This window comes from Mesorhizobium sp. 131-3-5 (assembly GCF_016756575.1).
Taxonomy (GTDB): domain Bacteria; phylum Pseudomonadota; class Alphaproteobacteria; order Rhizobiales; family Rhizobiaceae; genus Mesorhizobium; species Mesorhizobium jarvisii.
On the sequence record NZ_AP023254.1, the window covers coordinates 6,320,036 to 6,338,603 of the forward strand.

Consider the following 18,568-nt stretch of genomic DNA (forward strand, 5'->3'; position numbering starts at 1 on the left):
GCGCTCAGTACGCCCCGTACAGCATCTCGTCCTGCAGCCGGCGCAAGGCGAACAGCCTCGTCGTCTGGTCGGGCGCGGCGTTGTCGGCGGTCAGCAGTTCGCCCTTCCTGACCGGTTTCAGCACCTTGCCGCCCTCGAGCAGGCCGACCGGCACGGCGCGTTGGGCTCGGGCTTCGCCGACGGTCATCGTCCAGGAACGGTAGCAGGTCTCGCCGATCGCATCGAAGGTCTCGCCGCCCGCCAGGTCCCGCTTGGCGACCGCGCAGACCTCGGCGACCGGCCTTGGCAGCGGCACCATGTCGGGCTTGCCGGAAAGCACGATGCGGGCAGCGGTGAGCGGCACTTCCAGCGATGTCAGATGATAGGGCCGGAACAGGCTGTAGTAGGGACCATGGCCGATATGCAGATCGTCCATGCGCTCGATGATGCGCGGATGTGTGGCCTCGACGATGACGAAGACACCGGGCGCCACACCCTTGCCGATCGTGTAGTCGACGACGCCCTTTTTCAACAACAGTCCGCCATCCTCGCGCGGGACGAGCACCTTGACGAGATCGTCGCGGTCGGCCTTCGGGCCATGCATGCCGGGCACATCGGGCACCAGCCCGGTGGCGTTGGCGATGGCGCACATCTCGACCATAGTTTTGGAGCCGTCGACGAACTCGACCAGCATGCGCGGGTTCATGTTGCGGCGGATCGCTTCCTCGCGATAGTCGTCGGGCATGGCGTCGTGGTTGAGCGGGTTGTTCTTGCCCTTGCCGGCCGAGACGATGGTCAGGCCGAGGGCGGACGCGAACTCGATCAGTTCCATGCAGCTCGACGGCTCGTCGCCGGCGCCAACCGAATAGACGACGCCAAGCCGGTCGGCCTGCTGCTTCAGATAGCACCCGATGGTGACGTCGGCCTCGACATTCATCATCACCAGATGCTTGCCATGCTCCATCGCCATCAGGTCGAAATCGGCGGCGACGCCCGGTTTTCCCGTGGCGTCGATGACGACGTCGATCAGTGGATTGGTGACCAGCAGCTCGTTCGAGGTGACGGCGATCTTTCCTGCCTCGATGGCCGCGGTGACTTTCGACGCCGCGTCTGCCTCGACTGCCATCGCCTCGTCGCCATAGGCGATGCGGATGGCATCACGCGCGGTGTGCGGGCGCCGGGTGGAGACGGCGCAGACCGAAATGCCTGGCATCAGCATGCCTTGCGTGACGAGGTCTGTTCCCATCTCGCCCGAACCGATAACACCGATGCGCACCGGACGACCGTCGGCGGCACGGCTGGCGAGATCGCGGGCAAGTCCGGTCAAGGCGACATTGGTCATGCGTGAGATGTCCACAGTTTCTTGATTTTGGATGCGGCAATAGCAGGGAACCACCCGCTTTTGCCAACGAAACCGTTCGAACCTGGCTTCAGACCACCCTGACGTAACTCGTCATGCCCGATTTCTGGTGCTCGATGATGTGGCAGTGCAGCAGCCAGTCGCCGGGATTGTCGGCGACGAAGCCGAGCTGAACCTTCTCGTTGGGCTGGATAAGATAGGTGTCGGAAATCAGCGGCTGCACCGGCCGCGTCGAGGACGACAGCACCTTGAAGCTCATGCCGTGCAGATGCATCGGATGCGATTGCGGCGTCAGGTTCTCCATGTCGATGACATAGCTCTTGCCAAGCTTCAGTTCGGCCAGCGGCGCGGTCGGATCGGATGTATCGCCTGGCCACGGCACCTTGTTGATGGCCCAGAAACTGTAGCCTAGCGAACCGCAGATGCCGTCGCTCGGGACGTTTTCCGCCGTGGCGCTGAGCGCCAGGGAAATGTGCTGGGCGGCGGCGAGATCGACCTCCGCCACCGGATTGACCTCCAGCGGCGCAACGTCGCGAAAATCCCGCTTGAGCGAACTGCCCGTCGCCCGCACGGTCGCCAGGATTTTGGGCCTGGTGCCCCTGACATCGCGCAGGCTCACCACCGCGCCTTCCTGGTCTGGCATGCGGATCGCGAGCTCCATGCGCTGTCCCGGCCCAAGCAGCAAGGCATCGGGTGAAAAACGCTCGGGCACCGGATTGCCGTCCAGCGCCATCACGATCGCCTCGGCGCCGTCGACGCGAAAGGCATAGATGCGGGTGACATCGGTGATGGCCACGCGCAGCCGCACCAGGCCTCCGGCCGGCGCGTCATATTGCGGCTGGTCAAGCCAGTCGGCGGTGCGCACGGTGCCGTAGGTGCCGGTTTTCGCGGCGTCGCGCGGCCGGAACTGGTCGATGAACTGGCCGTCGTCGCCCAGGCGCCAGTCACGCAGATTGAGGACGAACTCGGCTTCGAATTTCGGATCGTTCGGGTTTTCGACAACGATCACGCCGGTCAGGCCGTGGCCCATCTGCTCCAGCGTGTTGCAATGCGGGTGATACCAGAAGGTGCCGGCGTCGGGCGGCGTGAAGGCGTAGTCGAAATGGTCGCCGGTGTAGACGTAAGGCTGCACCAGGAAGGGCACTCCATCCATCTTGTTGGGCAGGCGAATGCCGTGCCAATGGATGGTCGTGGGATCATCGATGGCGTTGACCAGGCGCGCCGCGAAGGGTTCGCCCTTCCTCATCCTCAGCACTGGCGGCATTCCGGCATTGCCATAGGTCAGCACATTGTTGGTCGGGCCGATATCCATCAGCCTGGCCTGGATTTTGGCCGTCTGCAGCACCACCGGTTCCGGGCTGGCGGCGGCGAGGCTGCCAAGCCTGCCGATGGCCGAGAGCCCCACTCCGGTTGCGCCAGCGATGGCGGCCGTTTTCAAGAGCCCGCGGCGTGTCCATCCGGTCATTCAGCGCTCCAAATGCAAAGCCTGGATTTATCGTCGCCTTGGATCACGGGCGAGCCACCAGTGCAAATGCCGATATTGGCACACGGCGTCTGGCCAATGCCATGGCGACGGGTGGCATCCGCTCGGAAGCCTTAGCCCCCTATTTGAAACTGGCGATGGGCAGGAATTTCACGGCGGAACCTGTGAAGCGGCGGTGATCCGACGTCTGTCCCCGCGGCTGGAATCCGTCGAGATAGACCTGCTGCGGGGCCGTGCGGATGAAATTGGCTGCAATGACGGGCGCCGCTGCCGCGCCGGTTCCCCCGGAAATGCCGCGCTCCGCCACGGGCACAATCACGGCGGTGGCCTCGGGATCGAGGCGTGGCTGGACACGATCGGCCTTGGGGCTGGTCCTGACACGATCCTCGGATTTCGGTGCCGGAACGGCAACCCGCTGAGCGGCCGATCCATCAAGGACGACATCGGGATGGTGCATGGCCAGCAAGGCAGCGACGGCATCGGCGGATTTGACCGCTTCCGGCTGACGCGCCAGGCTTGCCTCAGTCTGCGGCCGCCATGTCGGCAAGGGGGCGTTGAGCGCCACCACGTCCGGCGCGCTCGCGGCAGCGGCTTCCGTCTTGCCCAAGGGCATTTCGGCATTGGCCACCACCGGCTTGGTCACGGAGGGTTCGGCCTGCGCCGTGGACGCGCGAGCCATCGCGAACGGCGCGGTTTGCGGGGCCGGAATGCTGGCCGTGGCAACGGCGCGCGGGGCGAAGGCGGGCAACGGCACCGCGCTGGGCGCCATGGCCATGACGATCGCTTCCGGCGTCTTGCCCTTCTGCTCAGCGAGCGGTTCTTCGGCCGCACCGGCGGAAGCCATCTGGATGTCCGCCCGCTGGGCTGCCTGCGGCGGCACGACGGCGATGCCCTGCCCCGCGGTCTTGGGTTCAACGGACTTGGCCGGTTTGCGTGGCGCGGGTGCGGCTTCGACGATATCCCCGGACTCGTCGGCGCCGCGACCGCCCAGAAGCGTCGCCAGCAGGCCGCGCGACTTGCGCTGACCGCCGTCGGCGGTTGCCAGCTCGATGTTGGGCGTGCCGGCGGTCTTGCGCGATTTGTAGGCGGCAAGCGCTTGGTCGTAGCCGGGCAGCGGCCTGCCGTCGCTCGGCACATGCAGCGTGTTGCCGTTCGGGAAGACCCTGGCAAGTTCCTGGCGGCTGATGCCCGGCCAATGCCGCACATTGCCGACGTCCATGTGAATGAAAGGCGAGCCGGAGGTCGGATAATAACCGACGCCGCCGCCCTGCATCCTGAGGCCGATGTCGCGCAGTTTCTTCAGCGGCACATCCGGCAGGAAGAAATCCATGGCGCGGCCGACCATGTGCTGGCTTTCCCGGGCCACGCCCTTCGAGCGGCTGCGCAGCATGGCGTTGGTCGCCGGCGAGCGATAGGCGCTGACGACATGGATATAGCCGCTCGAGCCGCTGGCGCGATAGGCCTGCCAGACGAGGTCGAGCAGGCGCGGATCCATCCTGGTCGGCTCGTTGCGGCGCCAGTCGCGCAGCATGAAATTGATCTTTTTCAATCCCGCCTGATCGTAGCGCCCGTTGCGCTTGAAGACGATCTCGGCCTTCTCGCCGGTATGGAGATGCTGGATCTTCAAGGCGCGCGTCTCGGCGAACGCACTGGTGACGCACAGGCAAAGCAACGCGACGACAATGGCCGGCAACCATGTCCAACGATGGGAGGCGCCGGGCGCGTTCTGTTCGCTTTCAGTCACGTTCATGCCTTGCACATTGTTCTTGTTTCGGGCGATTTGACGACTTCGCCGGAGGCGGAGCCTTCTTTTCGAACCCTGGACACGCAGGCTTCGCCGGCCAGGCGGGCATCCGTCCTACGAACTCGTCCTGTCGATGAACAGCATCTTGGTTAACGAATCGTGTTCGCGCCGGGAACGAACCTTCCCTACCCCGGAGTGACTTCAACCGACCGCTTCAGCGGAACAGATATTTCGAGACTTCCGGATTGCCGCGCCGCCACATCACATTGTCCAGGAAGTAGTGGTGCACGTTGATGAAGATCCAGGCGATGAAGAGGAAGAGCGACGAGCCGAGCACCGCCTTGTTGTAGGGAACCATGGCCGTCAGCGCCATCGGCACCAGCCAGAAACCGAGCGCCCCAAGAATCGCGCCGAAGACGATGAAGGCCAGCACCCGCAGCCTGTACTGCGGTCCGAGAATGGCGAAGACCTTCAACGGCGACTTCTCGACGGCATCCGCACGGTCGCGCTCGACATTGGTCTGGTAGCGCCAGACCACGGCCAGGTACTGCAACGAATGCATCGCCGGCACGACGAGCAGCCAGAGCGGGTTCAGCGTCACGAACAGGATCCAGGCATAGAGGGACACGACGTAGGCGACGACGCCATTATACGGCAGCGCCCCACCATGTTTGCGCCAGCGGTTGATGAACATCACCGCGGTTGCCGCCGAGGAGGCGGCGGCGATCGACATGGCGATGGTGATGAGCCATGGCGGGACCGCGAAGGTGTAATAGTCCAGGCCCCAGAACTGCCTTTGGGTGATCACCACGTTCGTCTGAAGCCAGGCGAACAGCCAGACGGCGTAGCCGTTGAACAGCAACACCTTCTTGTCCTGATCGCTGAAGAATTTGCGCTTCAGCACGGCATCCACCATCAGCATGCCGTAGCCTTGCTTGACGTAATGCCAGCCGACGAAAAAGCCCATCGCGTTTGTCGCATTGCCCAGCAGGCGGGCGTTGCCCGTCAGCGCGCCGTAGGCAAAGAAGGCAATCATCGCCAGCGGCACGACGATGCCCGCGATAATATAGCGTATCTGAAGGCTCCGGCCGTAACCCTCGCCGCGCACCTTGCGCGCGAAATTGCGATAGAAGATCTGGTACGAATGACCGAAATGCGGCTGGTTTATCAGGTGCGAGAGCAAGAACATCGTCAGCGTCACGGTGGCTTCATACCGTAACGGCAGGAAATACAGGACCGGCAGGATGAGAAGCGCGCTTCCGCCAAGCATGAAGAAGTCGATGAACGGCCCGAAGAGATATTTTTGCGGGGCGGTCGCGACTGAAGCCGGGGCATCCGCCGAAAGGTGAAGTGCCATGATGCCTTCTCCCCCTGTGGTGGTCTATTTAGCCATCGACCCGCTTATCCGGCAAGGTCTCGGCGCAGCTATCACGATCGTGACATCATCGAGCGTTCTGGTGCGGAACCATTTCACCAAAATGATCGCTGGGGCTTACCTCTCATTGTTCTGGAAGCGTGGCGGTCTTATCACTGGCCAGGTGCTGGCACTTCCGAACGACGAAAACGCGGCAGAAGCATCGGAACGCGCCGAGCATATTCATCATATTCGGAGAACGTCTGCCGAAGGATACCTTCCTCGTTCCGTGCACGTCGATACTGCAGAAGAAATTGGACCGCGCCTAACGCCACCATCAACACCGACAAGTGCGAAAGGATCATCCCAAGAATGAACGTCGCCTCGCAGATGTAAAGCGGATGGCGAACAATGGAATATGGGCCAGAGGTAACCAACTGCCGGGCCGTAGCCATAATGGAGAACGAGCGGCCGAGCCAGTAGAGGCAAAACACGGAGCCCACCATGCCGACGAAAATCAGGCACAGCGCGACCATTTGCGCTGCCTCGCTTTCCAGTGCTGGGGTCACAAACATTGCAACGATGATCAGGAAAGTTCCGGCTACAGAAGTGACCCTTGGCTCGATTCCCTGCGCGGTTCCTTTTGGCGGGAGGCGACCGACCGTCAGGAAAACCTGCAGGGCGGATATAACAGTCGCCAAGACTTGATTGACGACGGCCAGCGAATTTACCGATCCGTTCTGATGAAAATAGGCGAGCAGAGGAATCGCGCTGAGAACCGCCAGGACCGTCATGATACAGACGATCGCGATCCGGCCGAGAAAATCTTCATTCAACATTTTGGCCCCCTGCAAAGCAGCACTGAAGCATTCCTTGCGTGCGCCGACAAGCAAATGGTTTCCAAAGCGTTAACGGCCAAACTGGCCGCCAATCGAGATGCATCATCAGGCCATCAAAGCCTCCCGGGCAGAAGGTCAGGGCGCACCGGTTAACTGTTTGGAAACCATTGCCTTGTGTGAGGGAGCATGAAGTGGTTCACTCCTCTGGTAAATGACATTGAGAGATGGAGCCGATGGACCTCTTTGGTCTGAAATCGCTGCTCATTTGCGCCCTGATCTTCGTACCGCTGGAGCACATGCTCGCCCTGCGGACGCAACAGAAGATCTTCCGCAAGGGCATCGGCACCGATGTGATCTACGCGGTCGTCAACGGCGCGTTCCTCAAGATCTGCATATTCCTTATGGCGGCGGCGGCAATGAGTGCCTCGGCGTCCTTGGTACCGGCGACGGTAACAACGACGGTGGGCGGTCAAGCAACATGGCTCCAGGTTATAGAAATCATCATCCTGGCCGATCTCGGCGTCTACGCCTCACACCGGGCGTTTCATGCTATCCCGGCGCTCTGGAGATTTCACGCGATCCATCACGGCATTGAAGAGTTGGACTGGATAGTTGCCTTCCGGGCGCATCCGGTGGACCAGATCGTCACCAAGGCTGTCTCGCTTCTGCCTGTATTCTTTCTGGGATTTTCGTCAGAGGCCATCGCGGTGTACGTCATCATTGCTACCGGGCACGCGTTGCTTCTACACGCCAACGTCAGGATGAACTTCGGGCCGCTCAAATGGGTGATCGCAAGCCCTCAATTCCACCATTGGCATCATGCCGATCAACGCGACGCCTATGACAAGAACTTCGCCAGTCACTTGGCCATCATCGACGCGCTGTTCGGTACATTCCATATTCCAGGCTCCAGAATGCCCGAGAAGTATGGAGTCGATGAAGCGATCCCTACGGATTATATCGGCCAGCACGGCTACCCGTTCGTGCGCGGCACTCAACAACGCCGGAATATAGCGGATGCCGTCGTCAAGCCGGCGCCCGAAGAAGTAGCGCGTAGGTAGCCTAGCGCCCGTCAATTGTTCACATCGATAGAGAGCCGGGGACCATAAAGCCGTATCCGACCTGCAAGGCGATTATGCAAATCGACGCCACGGAGATAGGCACGCCAAACGGGACGACACCTTTGCGATCAAGGTGTTGAACGTAGACGCGGAACGCGCCTTGCGGCAGCAAGAACGGATTCTTCACAACCATGGCCGTGGCGAGGGCGAACAGCAGCAGCAAGATGGAAAACCCGACGAGATCATTCCCGCCGACCAGAAACGGCACGACTGCCATCAGCTTGACATCGCCTGCACCGACCTTTCGCAGAACCCAGAACGGAAAGAGCCCCACGAACAGCACAAGCGCTGCGATGGCGCTCAGCCCCATATCCCACCACGATCCCGACTGAAGCGACAAAAGCAGCAGCGACCCCGCCCCCAGGCAGAGCAGCAGCAGAGCGTCGCGATTGGCTATCTTCTGTGTCGTGAAGTCCAGCCACGCAATCCTTGCGAGCAAAGGTATGGCGAGTGCCTTCAGCAGCAGCACTTCGACGAGCAACATGCTAGCGCTCGATGTTCTGCACGCTCGACGACAGCAGCTTCAGATTGTTGGCTACCGTCGGATCGTTGGGCGCCAATTCATAGGCCTTGAGGAAACTGCTGCGTGCGTCCTGCAGCTTGCCGCGCAGCAGGTAGGAATAACCGATATTGTTGTAATATTCGGGTGACGCGCCAACCAGCTTGAAGGCTCGGCCATACGCCCGGTCCGCGAGGTCGAAGCGGTGGATGCGGTCGCACGAAGCGGCCAGCCCCATCCAGGCACCGCCATCATTGGGCGCCAGTTGCGTCGCCTTGAAGAACAAGGCACCAGCATTACCGTAATTTTCGGCGCGAAACTGGTTCGTGGCTTCGGCCACGGCCTGGTCCGAGGCGTAATACTCGACGTTGCCGACTGTCTTCAGCCCGTCGAAGGCATCGCCAAAGGCCGTCACGTCGCCTTTCGACGGCTCGTTGGTGCGCACGACACCATCGGTGCTGTCCGCACCATTCGTTTGGCAACCGGCAAGCGCCATCAAAAGACTGGCTGCGGCTACAACTGCGAGGCGCATTGGCCCTGTCATTTTGTCTCCCAAGAGTCGTCCGACTCCATTTTAGAACCAAAGCATATAAACATTTAGAAGAAAATGCCCTTCATGCGGATGAGCACAGGCAGCATGACGACCATCATCACGACCGGAAAGATGCAGAGGCCCAGCGGGATCATCATCTTGACCGGCAGCGCGTTGGCACGTTCCTCGGCGTTCATGATTCTCTGGGTGCGCATTTCGTCGCTGTAAATGCGCAGTGCATCCGTAAGACTGGTGCCCAATTCTTCCGATTGGCGAAACAGGACGGCCAAGGCGCGCGCCTCCTCAAGCCCGATGCGGTCGGCAAGTTCGCGCAATGCCTCGCGCAACGGTTTGCCCGCACGCAACTGCAGGGTCACGATCGACAGCTGAATGCCCAGCCATTTGTGCGTGCCGGCCAGTTCGGCGCCGACGCGCTCCACGGCCGCTTCCAGGCTCATCCCGGCGTCAGCACAGGTGATCATCATGTCCATGAAATCGGGAAAGCCGCGCCGATAAACCTGCTTTTGCCCCTTCTCGAAGCGGTCGAGAGCAATACTGGGAATGACCATGCAGCCAAGCCCGATCAAGGCTGACCCTGCAAACGCCACGAGCCCCGGCAATTGCGGCGGCAACACCCGCGATAGAACCGCATAACAGGCCAGGAAGCCGATACAGACGGCGCCGAGGCGAGAGAGCGTGTAAATCACTGGTGCGCTTGATTGATAGAACCCTGCCCGGAACAGTTTCGCTTCCAGCGCATTCGGCTCGCCGCGTTCCTTTTCCAGGCCGCGGAAATAGGCATCGACCGGTCGCTGCGCGGAAATCCTGTTGAGCTCCTGCTGGGCATGGAGCGAGCGGCGATTGGTGATCCCCTCGGCCAGAAGGGTTTGTGTGACCAGCTTCCTCGTCTGGAAGACCGGGATGAGGATAAAGGCGGCCAGCAAGAAAAGCGCCACTGCTGCCAGGAAGATAGCGAGCGACAACAGCGTGGCTGAATTTCCTAGATTGCTAAACACGTCCCCTGCCCGCCACTAGAAATCGAAGTTGACCATTCGGTACATTATGAAGTCGCCCAACAACGCCCAAGATCCGAAGATCACAAACACCGGCATGATGATCGGGTTGCCCCAGACGTCACCGTAAAAGCTCGGCGCAGCGATTGACAACACGCCGAGCATCAGAAGCGGAAATAGCGAGATTATCCAAGCCGACATGCGACCCTCGGCGGACAGTGCCCTGATCTTCATGCGCAATTTCCGGCGTTCACGCAATACCGACGACAGGTTTGACAGTATTTCAGTGAGATTGCCGCCAGTCTTGGCCTGGATGGAAAGCGACACCGAAAGCAGATGCAGGCCTTCGAAACCGACCCGCTCCGACAATTTTCGAACAGCCTGCTCCAGACTGAGGCCAAAGCTGATTTCGTCGGAGACAATGCCGAATTCGGTACCGAGCGGATCAGGCATTTCACGTGCAACCAGCCCTATCGCGACGGTGGTTGGGTGGCCGGCGCGCAGAGAACGCACGATCATATCGAGTGCATCGGGAAGCTGGACCGCAAATTTCTTGATCCGCTTGTCCCTGGCACGTCGCAAAACGAGAATCGGCAGGGCAAATCCGACAATCAGGAAGACGATGACGGCGACAATGACGGAAAAGTGCAGAAGCAACGGCAAAAGGAGCGCCAAAACGAGGCCGGCGAGCAGGAAAACTGCCAGGAAAGCCAGTGGATTGCCGGTGATGCCGGATTGCGTATAGAGCCGGTTGAGCGCGATTGCGCCAAAAATGAAGTCCCCCGATGCCGTCAACCCGCGTTCCTGCAGCAGTCCCTGCAAACTCTGCTCGGCCGGCTTTTCTTCTCCCAGTCTCTGCAAGCGTCGATTTATGACGCCTGCCCGCGCTCGCCGACCGGCGATTGAAAGAAAGAAGGATTCGGCAGCGAGAATGACCGATGCCGCCGCCAGCACATAAATGAAGTAGAGGAGGGTCTGACCGGTCGGCATCAGAGTGGAACCTGCGGATTGAATGCGTCCTTTGCGAAATGGTACCCCATTGCCGCGGCTTCAGTGGCAAAACGCGGCCGTACACCGGTGGCGCGAAATTCACCGACAATCGCGCCATCGGCGCGGACATCGCGGCGAACGAAGTGATAGATTTCCTGAAGCTGGACGACATTGCCTTCCATGCCGGTCAGTTCCGATATCGAGGTGACGCGCCTGCCGCCGTCCGAGAGCCGTTGTGTCTGTACGATGATATCGATGGCCGAGGCGATTTGCGCACGGATGGAATCATTGGTCATCGGCATGCCGGCCATGCCGACCATCTGCTCGAGCCGCGAGATCGAATCGCGCGGCGTGTTGGCGTGGATGGTGGTCATCGAGCCTTCATGGCCGGTGTTCATCGCCTGCAGCATGTCGAAGGCCTCCTCGCCGCGCACCTCGCCGACGATGATGCGGTCCGGTCGCATGCGCAGTGCGTTCTTGAGCAGCTCGCGTTGGCGGACCTCGCCCTTGCCCTCGACATTGGGCGGGCGCGTCTCCAGCCGTCCGACATGCGGTTGCTGCAGTTGCAGCTCCGCCGCATCCTCGATGGTGATCAGGCGTTCCCTCGACGGGATGTAGCTCGACAACGCGTTGAGCAAGGTGGTCTTGCCGCTGCCGGTGCCGCCGGAAACCAGGATTGATTTGCGCGACTGTACCGCGATGCGCAGCAGATCGACCATCGGCTGTCGGATCGAGTTGAACGCCATCAGACGCTCTAGAGAATAAGGGTTCTTGGAAAATTTACGGATGGAGACCAGCGGGCCGTCCACCGAGATCGGCCGCACGGCGATGTTAACGCGTGAGCCGTCTGCCAGCCGGGCATCGACCATCGGTGCTGATTCGTCGACACGCCGGCCGATCGCCGAGACGATCTTGTTGATGACGCGCAACAGATGCGCCTCGTCGCGGAAGCGAATCGCGGTTTCCTCGATCACGCCATATCGCTCGATGAAGACACGCTTGTGGGTGTTGATCAGAATGTCGGCAATCGAATCGTCTTTCAGCAATGGCTCGATCGGCCCCAGGCCAAGCATTTCGTCGGCCGTGTCGCTGGTCAGCTGATCGAGTTCGCGCGCGTTTAGCGGAACGTTGCGACCGCGCACGAACTCGCGCACGATGGGGCGGATTTCGTTCAGGATCTCGTCCTTCGACGCAGTTTCGAGTGACGCGAGGTTGAACCGGTCAATCAGATGTCGATGCAGATCGACTTTCAGCGCCAGGAACTCGTCGCCATGCGGTTCGAGATCCGCGACAGGCGAGGCGCCGCTGGCAACTTGGAGAACCGCCGTCGACTCCAGCTTTGGCTCGATCCGCGTCTCGCCACCCTTGATGAACCGCCCCAGCATAACCCCTTATACCCCTCCAGCGCACATTAGCGGAAACTAAACGTTAACCAACCGCCGCACAAGCGCCAGGACGGCTCACGCCCAGGCAATACTTTCAACATAGTTAAGAAGCGGCGCTAGAAAATATCGTTTTTGTATCCGGTCTCTACGCCGTCAGTCATGAGTGAAGCATCAAGCCTCGGAGCGCCCGAGTCCCTTGCGTGCTCAAACACCGATAGCCATCCCATAATTGGCTATAACCCCTTAGATATAAAGGAATATGCCAAACTGCTAAAATAGGGATAGCTCAATTAGCATGGCGACATAATTGTGAACGAATGGTTAAGAGTGCTTGAAAAATTAGACGAATCAAGGTGTTGCTGGAATTTCAGGCCGCGCTCAACTCGAAGGTTCATGTATTGGAAAGTTAAGGAAACATTAATCCCGTTTGACTCCGCAATTTCTCGAGACCTAGGATCGAGATGACGGGGGATGCTTGGGTATGGGGTTCATCCTTGGCTCTGTCTCGTCGGGTTCTAACCTCCAAAAGGGAGAAATTGACATGAAGAAGCTCATGACGATGACCCGGCAGTTCCGCGACGACGAAAACGGCGCTGCTATGGTCGAGTATACGGTCCTGCTCGGCATCATCACCGTTGCGGTCATCGCTACTGTGGTGTTGGTCGGCACTTGGGTCGGCGGAAGGTGGACCGCGCTCAACACCGCCCTCCAGGCTGCTACACCAGCCGCCGCGTGATTCTCTTACAGGGCCAGAGCCGTAAAGTCCTGGTCCTGTCCTCAGAACGAGAGATCGATCGACCTCGGTTGGCAGGCCGGAATACGCGCAAAGACTGGCATGGTTTCGTTCACAATGTCGCCTTTGCGTGTTGGCTGCCGATTTGAAGATGACGGGAATGGGTATGAATTTCATCCCCGTTCGTCTCGTCGGGTTTAAGGGAGAAATTGGCGTGAGGAAGCTTATGACTGTGGCCCGGCAGTTCCGCGACGACGAAAAAGGCGCTGCCATGGTCGAATATACGGTGCTGCTCGGCATCATTACCGTGGCTGTCATAGCCACAGTAATCTTAGTCGGCACATGGGTGGGTGGCCAGTGGACGACACTGAATACCACTCTGCAAGCAGCTACGCCTGCGGCCTAGCCGCCGGCAACTAAACTAAGTGGTTGGAGAGGCACAGACGGGCCACGCCAACCGTAGCTAACATTCAGGCCCGGGTTTTAAACCTGGGCCTGACATCGGTCGCTGCGGGCGAACCCCGCACTATGGACTTGGGGGCTTGGGCTATGCGTGCAAATACTGTCATCATGATCGTCCTCGCCGGCGTGTTCGGCGTGCTTGCAGTGGTGCTCGCCAATATCTGGCTGGCCAATCAGCGCAGCGCGCTGGCTCAGACGAACGATATCCAGCGCGATACTGTCGTGGTAGCGGCTGTTGCGCTGAAGTTCGGCGACACCCTGTCCGCCGACAAATTGCGTGAAGTCGCGTGGCCTGCAGGCGCGGTTCCGGCCGGCGCATTCAGGACCGCAGAGGAACTTCTCACCAAGGACCTTCCGGCTGGCGGCGGCTCCAAGCAGGCGTTGCAGTCGATCGGTGTCAACGAACCGGTTCTTGCCACCAAGATAACCGGCCCGGGCCAGCGCGCCACGCTTTCGGCGGTGCTTGCCGAAGGCATGAAGGCAGTTTCCATCCGCGTCAACGACGTGCTTGGTGTCGCCGGTTTCGTCTTCCCGGGAGACCGGGTCGATGTGCTGCTGACGCGCACCGTGCGTGACAGTGACGGCACGGACCAGAGTTTTGTCGACGTGCTGCTGCAGGGCATGAAGGTGCTCGCCGTCGACCAGGTGGCCGACGAAAGCAAGGACAGCCCGACCGTCGTCAAATCGGTCACGCTCGAGGCCAGCACCAAGGACGCGCAGAAGCTGACGCTGGCGGCAGGCGCCGGCCAGTTGTCGCTGGCGCTTCGCCAGGCCGCCGCCAGCAAGGGCGAGACGACGGAGCGGGTGACGCTTTCCGACCTGACCGGCGAAATGCCGGCCGACGTCGCCAAAAAGCAAGCCGAACTGGCCAGGCAGGCCGCGGCCGACGCTGCTGCGGCAGCCGAACGTCAGCGCGCGGAAGATGCACAGAAGCGCGCCGACGACAAGATCGCAGGATTGGCACAGGCCGTGGACCGGGTGGGCAGCAAGCTCGACGAGTTGGGCAAGGTCAAGCCGACTCCGGCGGTGGCCTCCGCGCCGGAAGCCCGGGAAGTTGTCAAATATGTCACACCTGAGCCGCCGTCGCGTGCCACCGTGGGCGTTTTCCGGGGTGTGAAGCTCGAGACATATGACGTGCCGCGACAACCGTGATAAGCTGCAGCTAATAAAATGGGGTTGCCATAGGCAGCAATCGGGGAGACGGGGATGCAGGGGTTTTGGGTAAGGATGGCGGCGGTCGCGCTGTCCTGTTTCGCGACGCTGCCGACGTGGAGTCTCGTGGCCGAGGCCGCAGACCGCTTCATTGATGTGTCGAATCCCAGCGTCCATCGTGTTTTCCTGCCGATGTCGCAGTCGGTGACGATCGCGGTGAACGCCACACTTGGCGATATCGTCGTCGGTGACGAAAAAATCGCCGACGCGCAGCCGATGACCGACCGCACGCTCTATGTCATCGGCAAGGGGGCCGGCACCACCACGGTCAATCTGTTTTCAACGGACAAGCGTTCACTCGGCGTCATCCAGATCGAGGTCGGCGTCGACGTCAGCGACATGGCGCAGGCGATCCGCCAGGTGGCGCCAAGGTCGCGCATCGAAGTCGCCTCGGTCAACGGCAGGGTCAGGCTTGGCGGTCATGTCAAGGACGGCGCCACGCTGGCGGCGATCATGGCGGTTGCGCAGCAATATGGTCCCGACGCTATCATCAACTCCGTCATCGTCGACGACAGCCAGCAGGTCAATCTGGAAGTACGCGTGCTGGAGGCCAAGCGCAATGCTGGCCGCGACCTGGGCGTGTCGATCAGGAGCACAAACAGCCGGGGTACGACTCAAGTCGGAACCGGTATTACCGCCGTCGACAAGGACAATGTGGTGCTAGGCACCGGCGGTTTTCTCAGCGACCTCCTGTCCACCTCTACTCCCTTCGGAGCGCTGCTCACCCGCGTCATCGACAGCAACATCAAGGTCGATCTGTACATCGAGGCGCTTGAGGCCAAGGGCGCGGTGCGCACGCTTGCCAATCCCAATCTCACCACGCTCTCCGGCGAGCAAGCAAGCTTCAACGCCGGTGGCGAAGTTCCTATCCGAACTCTCGACAAGAACGGCGAGATCAGCATCGTCTACAAGCAATTCGGCGTCAATCTTCTGTTCACGCCGGTCGTACTCGACGACGGCAAGATCCACATGAACCTGGCGCCGGAAGTCAGCGACCTGAACGGCTTCACCACCGCCGGCGACCCGATTTTCACCAACCGCAAACTGTCCACCGTCGTCGAATTGCGCGACGGCCAGAGCTTCGCGGTCGGCGGGCTTTTGTCCAGCAGGACCACCAAGCTGCAGAACCAGGTGCCATGGCTCGGTCAGGTGCCGGTGATCGGAACGCTGTTCCGCAATTCGAGCAACCAGAAGGAAGAGACGGAACTGGTCGTCATCGTCACGCCGCACATCGTGCGGCCGGTGAAGCCCGGCGAACAGCTGGCAACGCCTTTCGACAAGACGCGGCCCGCCAACGACCCGGAATTCTTCGTGCTCGGTCAGCTCGAAGTGAACAAGGACATGATCCGGAAATATGAAACGGGCGACGGCGTCACCGGCCCCTATGGCCACATGCTCAACTTCAAATCGAAGGACAAGATGCTCTATGTCAAAAAATAGCGCCTTGATCCTCGTCCTGAGCGCCGGTCTGCTGACGGGCTGTGCGGCGGACTATTTGAATCACTACGATTCAGTGACCTTGGCCGCGGGCGACTCGCAGAAGTACAATTCGCTTCTGCAGACGGTCGATCCGTTCAACCCGGCCTCCAGGAATACACACATAGGAGGCGATGGTGCGCGCGCAGCCGCAGTTGCCAACAACTACAAATTTCCACCACCACCGCCGCCACCGCCTGCCATCACGGTCAATGTCGGCGGGGCGGGGTCGGGTGTGACGACGACGACGCCGTAAACTGAAACGGAAGGATGCGGTTTCAGCGCGCCAGGCCATACGAGGAAACCTGGCGTCAGGGGAGCAAAGAGTAAGAGCCATGCTGCGAACCATTCGCGCGTTCTGGCACGATCAGAGGGGAATAGCGCTGCTCCTCGTCAGCGTTACGCTGCCGGCGATCATCGGCTTTTCGCTGTTGGCGATCGACATGAGCCGGGTCAACAATTTGCATAACGACCTGCAGAAGGGCGCCGATGCCTTTGCGTTGGCCGGAGCCGCCGAGCTCGATGGCTTGCCCGGCTCATGGGCTAGGGCCGAACGCGCCATGGCGACATTGGTTGCCAACCAGGCCGCATTCTCGACCGTTGGCGCCAATGGTCGGTTCACTTTGACGTCCGGGCAACCGGGCGGCACCGCACAATGCAACAGCGCCGGCAACATTTCGTGGTGTTTCCTCAAGAGCTTACCCGCAACAGACGGAGCCCCGGTCACCAGCGCAAATTATGCCAATGCAACGCAATCCATCGGCGAAGATGAAACTGCATTCATTGAAGTGAAGGTGGCGCCGACCGGTTTCGCCGCAATATTCCCGGCGTCGTTTCTGACGGGCAATTCGGCCAGTAACGGTTTCAACGTTGCAGCCCGGGCGACTGCCGGGTTCACGTCGGGCGTCTGCGATTACACGCCCGTTTTCATGTGCAATCCGTATGAGGACACATCCATCACCGGCGGCGTCACGCTCGAACAGGCGGCACAATCCAGGCAATACCGTCGCCGTCAGATCGTGCTGCGCGGCGACGGATCTTATTTTCCCGGCAACTTCGCTTTCCTGGCTTCACCATTTGGCAATGGCGCCAATCAGCTCGAAAAGATGCTCGCCGACTCCAAGCCGCAGAATTGTTATTCGCGCGACGGCGTTAATACCGAGCCTGGACAGAATGCCGGCCCTGTCGAGAACGGCATCAACTCGCGCTTCGGCATCGATTCTTCAAACTATTCGGACGGACCTGGAGTCAATGTGCGCAAGGGTGCCAAGAACGGCAGCCAGTTCGTCTCGAGCAACAAGGTCGACTACGAAACAGACCCGACAAAGGGTGTCGGGCTTGAGCGTGACTCGTGCCAGATCGCCGGCAACTGCACCTTGATGGGCGGCCGCATGGGCGACGGTAACTGGAATTTCGCGCGCTACTGGGCCGCCAATCATCCCACACGCGCCGTGCCAGCGGCTCTATCCGGAACCGGCGCCAATCTCCCGACACGTTATGAGGTGTACCGCTACGAGATCGACAACAATATCTCTCAGGACGCCGCAGTCGGTGGCGAAACGGGTGTCCCGCCTGCGGCGGCAGGCACCCCAATCTCGATCCCAGACCGCCGGTTGCTTTACGGCGCAATCCTCGACTGCAATGCGCTTCAGGCTTCGGGCACGAATTTCAGCGGCCGCCAGACGGGGATTCCCGTGAGGAGGTTCGGTAGCTTCTTCATCACCGAGCCCATCAAGGACGGGAAGAATATCTACGTCGAACTGGTCGACATCACCGGCAAAGGCGGCAACGGTACGCTCGACAACTACCTGCGCGACGAAGCGCAGCTGTATCGGTGACCGCGATGTTCAAGATGCTGTCCCGATATCTCAGTCGATTTCGTCGCGATCAACGCGGCGCGGTGATTGTCGAGATGACACTGATCACGCCGCTGATGCTGGTTTTGTCCGCGGGAGTGTTCGAGTTCGGCAACCTGATCCATGACAAGCTGCTTATGGAGGCCGGGCTTACAGACGCCGCTCGCTATGCCGCGCGCTGCAACAGTCAGCTTTATACCGACTCCGGGCTGGCGGCGATCAACTGTACCACCATTGCCGCCAACATCGCCGTCTACGGCAAGCCATCTGTAACCGTTGTCAACGGCGTCGTGACCGATACTCCGCGCGTCAGCGGCTGGCAGACATCTAATGTCACCGTGACCACCAACAACTCCTGCCAGGATACCGTGGTGGGCGGCGTTACCCAATATCGCTCCACCACCGCACAAGTCTGCACCGTGCGCGCATCCGGGACCTACCCGTACACCGGTGTCGGGATGCTGTCGTTCATCGGCATCGGGCCGATCACGCTTCAGGGCTCCCACGACGAGCGGTTGATCCGGTTCTGA

18 protein-coding genes are annotated in these 18,568 nt (G+C 60.6%); 8 read left to right on the plus strand and 10 right to left on the minus strand.

The window, feature by feature from the left end; all coding sequences use genetic code 11:
• Positions 1 to 4: 4 nt before the first annotated feature.
• From JG747_RS30705 to JG747_RS30725, 5 genes are all read right to left on the minus strand, one after another.
• Entirely contained in the window at positions 5 to 1,321 is a 1,317-nt protein-coding gene (locus JG747_RS30705) for an NAD(P)H-dependent oxidoreductase (RefSeq protein WP_202360679.1), read from the minus strand.
• 88 nt (positions 1,322 to 1,409) lie between these two features.
• Positions 1,410 to 2,804 (minus strand): multicopper oxidase family protein, encoded by a 1,395-nt coding sequence (locus tag JG747_RS30710; protein WP_202360680.1) that lies wholly within the window; start codon positions 2,802 to 2,804, stop codon positions 1,410 to 1,412.
• A gap of 139 nt (positions 2,805 to 2,943) precedes the next feature.
• Positions 2,944 to 4,572, minus strand: coding sequence for a DUF882 domain-containing protein (locus tag JG747_RS30715; RefSeq protein ID WP_202360681.1), 1,629 nt, complete (start codon positions 4,570 to 4,572; stop codon positions 2,944 to 2,946).
• A 208-nt stretch (positions 4,573 to 4,780) separates the two neighbouring features.
• Positions 4,781 to 5,923 (minus strand): hypothetical protein, encoded by a 1,143-nt coding sequence (locus JG747_RS30720; RefSeq protein WP_202360682.1) that lies wholly within the window; start codon positions 5,921 to 5,923, stop codon positions 4,781 to 4,783.
• A gap of 170 nt (positions 5,924 to 6,093) precedes the next feature.
• The gene (locus JG747_RS30725; RefSeq protein WP_244748276.1) at positions 6,094 to 6,813 is read right to left on the minus strand and encodes a methyltransferase family protein; all 720 of its coding nucleotides are present in this window, start codon (positions 6,811 to 6,813) and stop codon (positions 6,094 to 6,096) included.
• Between the two features lie 170 nt (positions 6,814 to 6,983).
• On the opposite strand from JG747_RS30725, the gene JG747_RS30730 reads away from it, so the two are divergent.
• Complete coding sequence (locus tag JG747_RS30730) at positions 6,984 to 7,820, plus strand: sterol desaturase family protein (RefSeq protein ID WP_202360683.1); 837 nt, start codon at positions 6,984 to 6,986, stop codon at positions 7,818 to 7,820.
• A 19-nt stretch (positions 7,821 to 7,839) separates the two neighbouring features.
• On the opposite strand, the gene JG747_RS30735 is transcribed toward JG747_RS30730, so the two are convergent.
• The 5 genes from JG747_RS30735 to JG747_RS30755 are packed head-to-tail and all read right to left on the minus strand — an operon-like array spanning position 7,840 to position 12,299.
• Positions 7,840 to 8,364, minus strand: coding sequence for a prepilin peptidase (locus tag JG747_RS30735; protein WP_019860358.1), 525 nt, complete (start codon positions 8,362 to 8,364; stop codon positions 7,840 to 7,842).
• 1 nt (position 8,365) lies between these two features.
• Positions 8,366 to 8,923 (minus strand): tetratricopeptide repeat protein, encoded by a 558-nt coding sequence (locus JG747_RS30740; RefSeq protein WP_069091296.1) that lies wholly within the window; start codon positions 8,921 to 8,923, stop codon positions 8,366 to 8,368.
• A 53-nt stretch (positions 8,924 to 8,976) separates the two neighbouring features.
• Complete coding sequence (locus tag JG747_RS30745; protein WP_244748278.1) at positions 8,977 to 9,894, minus strand: type II secretion system F family protein; 918 nt, start codon at positions 9,892 to 9,894, stop codon at positions 8,977 to 8,979.
• A 48-nt stretch (positions 9,895 to 9,942) separates the two neighbouring features.
• Positions 9,943 to 10,914 carry a type II secretion system F family protein gene (locus JG747_RS30750; RefSeq protein WP_069091294.1) on the minus strand — a complete coding sequence of 324 codons (972 nt, stop codon included), beginning with the start codon at positions 10,912 to 10,914 and terminating at the stop codon, positions 9,943 to 9,945.
• Entirely contained in the window at positions 10,914 to 12,299 is a 1,386-nt protein-coding gene (locus JG747_RS30755) for a CpaF family protein (RefSeq protein WP_069091293.1), read from the minus strand. The genes JG747_RS30750 and JG747_RS30755 overlap by 1 nt, the downstream gene beginning before the upstream one ends.
• 541 nt (positions 12,300 to 12,840) lie before the next feature.
• Between JG747_RS30755 and JG747_RS30760 the strand changes: the two genes are divergently transcribed.
• The 7 genes from JG747_RS30760 (at position 12,841) to JG747_RS30790 (ending at position 18,568) form a co-directional block, all read left to right on the plus strand.
• Positions 12,841 to 13,035: a Flp family type IVb pilin gene (locus JG747_RS30760; protein ID WP_202360684.1), complete on the plus strand. Its 195-nt coding sequence runs from the start codon at positions 12,841 to 12,843 to the stop codon at positions 13,033 to 13,035.
• Between the two features lie 157 nt (positions 13,036 to 13,192).
• The gene (locus JG747_RS30765; protein WP_069091292.1) at positions 13,193 to 13,438 is read left to right on the plus strand and encodes a Flp family type IVb pilin; all 246 of its coding nucleotides are present in this window, start codon (positions 13,193 to 13,195) and stop codon (positions 13,436 to 13,438) included.
• A gap of 143 nt (positions 13,439 to 13,581) precedes the next feature.
• Positions 13,582 to 14,646, plus strand: coding sequence for a Flp pilus assembly protein CpaB (gene cpaB / locus JG747_RS30770; protein ID WP_019860366.1), 1,065 nt, complete (start codon positions 13,582 to 13,584; stop codon positions 14,644 to 14,646).
• Positions 14,647 to 14,700: 54 nt separating this feature from the next.
• The gene (locus tag JG747_RS30775; protein WP_038644587.1) at positions 14,701 to 16,146 is read left to right on the plus strand and encodes a type II and III secretion system protein family protein; all 1,446 of its coding nucleotides are present in this window, start codon (positions 14,701 to 14,703) and stop codon (positions 16,144 to 16,146) included.
• A 4-nt stretch (positions 16,147 to 16,150) separates the two neighbouring features.
• Positions 16,151 to 16,438 (plus strand): hypothetical protein, encoded by a 288-nt coding sequence (locus JG747_RS30780; RefSeq protein ID WP_019860370.1) that lies wholly within the window; start codon positions 16,151 to 16,153, stop codon positions 16,436 to 16,438.
• Positions 16,439 to 16,517: 79 nt separating this feature from the next.
• Entirely contained in the window at positions 16,518 to 18,020 is a 1,503-nt protein-coding gene (locus tag JG747_RS30785) for a TadE/TadG family type IV pilus assembly protein (RefSeq protein ID WP_202360685.1), read from the plus strand.
• A gap of 5 nt (positions 18,021 to 18,025) precedes the next feature.
• Positions 18,026 to 18,568: a TadE/TadG family type IV pilus assembly protein gene (locus JG747_RS30790; RefSeq protein ID WP_244748280.1), complete on the plus strand. Its 543-nt coding sequence runs from the start codon at positions 18,026 to 18,028 to the stop codon at positions 18,566 to 18,568.